Raw genomic sequence first — 2183 nt, 5'->3', positions numbered from 1 at the left:
TCGGCGGCGAGCAGCTCGCGTTGCAGATCCACGAGTCGGTCGGCCACGCCATCGAGCTGGACCGCATCCTCGGCTGGGAGGCCGCCTTCGCCGGCACGTCCTGGTTGGACCTGGCCCAGCTCGGCTCGCTGCGCTACGGCTCCGAGCTGATGAACGTCACCATCGACCCGACCATCCCGGGCGCGCTGGGCAGCTTCGGCTTCGACGACGAGGGCTCTCCGGCGGTCCGCCGGGACGCGGTCCGCGAGGGTCGCTGGGTGGGCGTGCTCGCCGGTCGGGACTCGGCCGCCGTCGCCGGTCTGGACTACGGCGGCAGCGTACGGGCCGACGGCTGGGCCCGGCTGCCGATGGTGCGGATGACCAACGTGGGCCTGGAGCCCGGCCCACACACGCTCGACGAGATCATCGCCGCCACCGACGACGGCGTGCTGATGGACGTCAACCGCTCCTGGTCGATCGACGACAAGCGGCTCAACTTCCAGTTCGGCTGCGAGATCGGCTGGGAGGTGAAGAACGGCCGGCGCGGGCGGATGCTGCGCAACCCCACCTACACCGGCATCGGCCCGCTCTTCTGGCGCTCGATGGACATGCTCTCCTCCGAGACCGTCGCCTGGGGCACGCCCAACTGCGGGAAGGGCCAGCCCGGCCAGGTCGGCCAGCGCCACCTCGCGGCGGCCGGGCCAGCGGCGAGGCCCGGGGGCAGCAGCACCCCCCACCGGTACGGTCACCGGCGGGCCGAAACGCAACCCGGCCGGCTCCTCCGGATACTGCAGCAGCCCGGCGTCCAGCCGCCGCTCGGCGAGCATCCGCACCTGCTCGGCGCTGGTCAGCTCGTGCAGGTCGACGTCGAGCCCCGGCGCCGCGGCGGCCAACCGGTCCAACAGGGCGCGCAGCGTCACCGCCGGCGTCTCCGGCGGCACCCCGGCCCGGAACACGCCCAGCGCGCCGGCGCGGACCTGGCGCATCAGGTGGCGTACCCGAAGCTCGCCGGCCAGCAGCTCCTCGGCCTCGCCGAGCAGCAGTTGGCCGGCGGTGGTCAGCCGCACCTGCCGCCGGGACCGGTCGAACAGTTCCACCGCCAGCTCGCGTTCCAGGCGCTGGATCGACTGGCTCAGCGGCGGCTGCGCCATGCCCAGCGCCTCGGCCGCCCGGCCGAAGTGCAGCTCGCGGGCGACCACCACGAAGTGCCGCAGGTGGCGGAGCAGGTCCACGCCCGGACCCTACGGCAGCCACCGGTTACCGTGCCGGGGTGGCAGCGGAGCAGCGCGTCGAGGAGATCTTCGCCCGGGCCGGCATCACCGGCAGCCTGCACGTCGTACCCGTGGACGGTCCGGCCGGGCGGGAGGTCGCCGTGCGGGCGGACGAGCTGACCCCGATCGCCTCCGTGTTCAAGATCCTGCTGGTGCTGGAGTTCGCCCGGCAGGTCGCCGCCGGGCAGCTCGACGCGAGCGAGCGGGTGCTGGTCCGGGCCGGCGACCGGCTCGGCGGGTGGGGTGTGGCGGGCTGCGCCGACGACGTCGAGGTGTCCCTGCGCGACCTGGCGTACTTCGCCATGTCGGTCAGCGACAACACCGCCGCCGACCTGCTGCTGCGCCGGGTCGGCGCGGACGTGCTGCCGATGCTCGCCGCCGAGCTGGACCTGCCGCGTACCCGGATCCTCGGTGGACCGAGGCAGCTGGTGGAGCTGATGCTCGCGGACGTGGGCGCCCGCACCGAGGCGGACTTCGCCCGGATCTTCCCGACCCTGCCCGAGGAGCGGGTCCGGGCGATGCGGGTCTTCGACCCGGCGCACACCACGTCGAGCACGGCCCGGGAGATCACCCGGCTGCTCGGCCTGATCTGGCGGGACGAGGCGGGCCCCGCCGCGGCCTGCGCCACCGTCCGGGAGCTGATGTCGCGGCAGCTCTTCTGGACCCGGCTGGCCTCCGGCTTCCCGGCGGGGGTACGCGTCGCCGCGAAGACCGGCACCCTGCCCGGGCTGCACCTGGAGGCGGGGGTGGCCGAGTACCCGGACGGCAGCCGGTACGCGATGGCGGTCTTCGCCCGCACGGACCGCCTCGCCACCCGCCGGATCGACGTCGACCTGGCCATGGGGGAGGCCGCCCGGACGGCGGTGGAGGCCTTGCGGGCGGCCTGACTTTTCCGCACACCGAACCGGCATCCCGGCGGCGGTGAGCTGGACC

General features: G+C 74.5%; 1 protein-coding gene and 2 pseudogenes. 2 read left to right on the top strand and 1 reads right to left on the bottom strand.

Going from position 1 to position 2183, the window contains the following annotated elements:
• Positions 1-677: pseudogene (locus JNW89_RS35555) on the top strand (TldD/PmbA family protein); the annotation flags it as partial.
• Between the two features lie 15 nt (positions 678-692).
• On the opposite strand, the pseudogene JNW89_RS35550 reads toward JNW89_RS35555, so the two are convergent.
• Positions 693-1178 (bottom strand): annotated as a pseudogene (locus JNW89_RS35550) (LysR family transcriptional regulator); the annotation flags it as partial.
• A gap of 71 nt (positions 1179-1249) precedes the next feature.
• Here JNW89_RS35550 and JNW89_RS35545 point away from each other — a divergent pair.
• Positions 1250-2137, top strand: a complete 888-nt coding sequence (locus tag JNW89_RS35545; protein ID WP_238452352.1) for a serine hydrolase — start codon at positions 1250-1252, stop codon at positions 2135-2137.
• Positions 2138-2183: the final 46 nt, after the last annotated feature.

The organism is Micromonospora sp. 4G55 (genome assembly GCF_016803375.1).
This window is presented reverse-complemented; position numbering and strand designations above follow the sequence as displayed.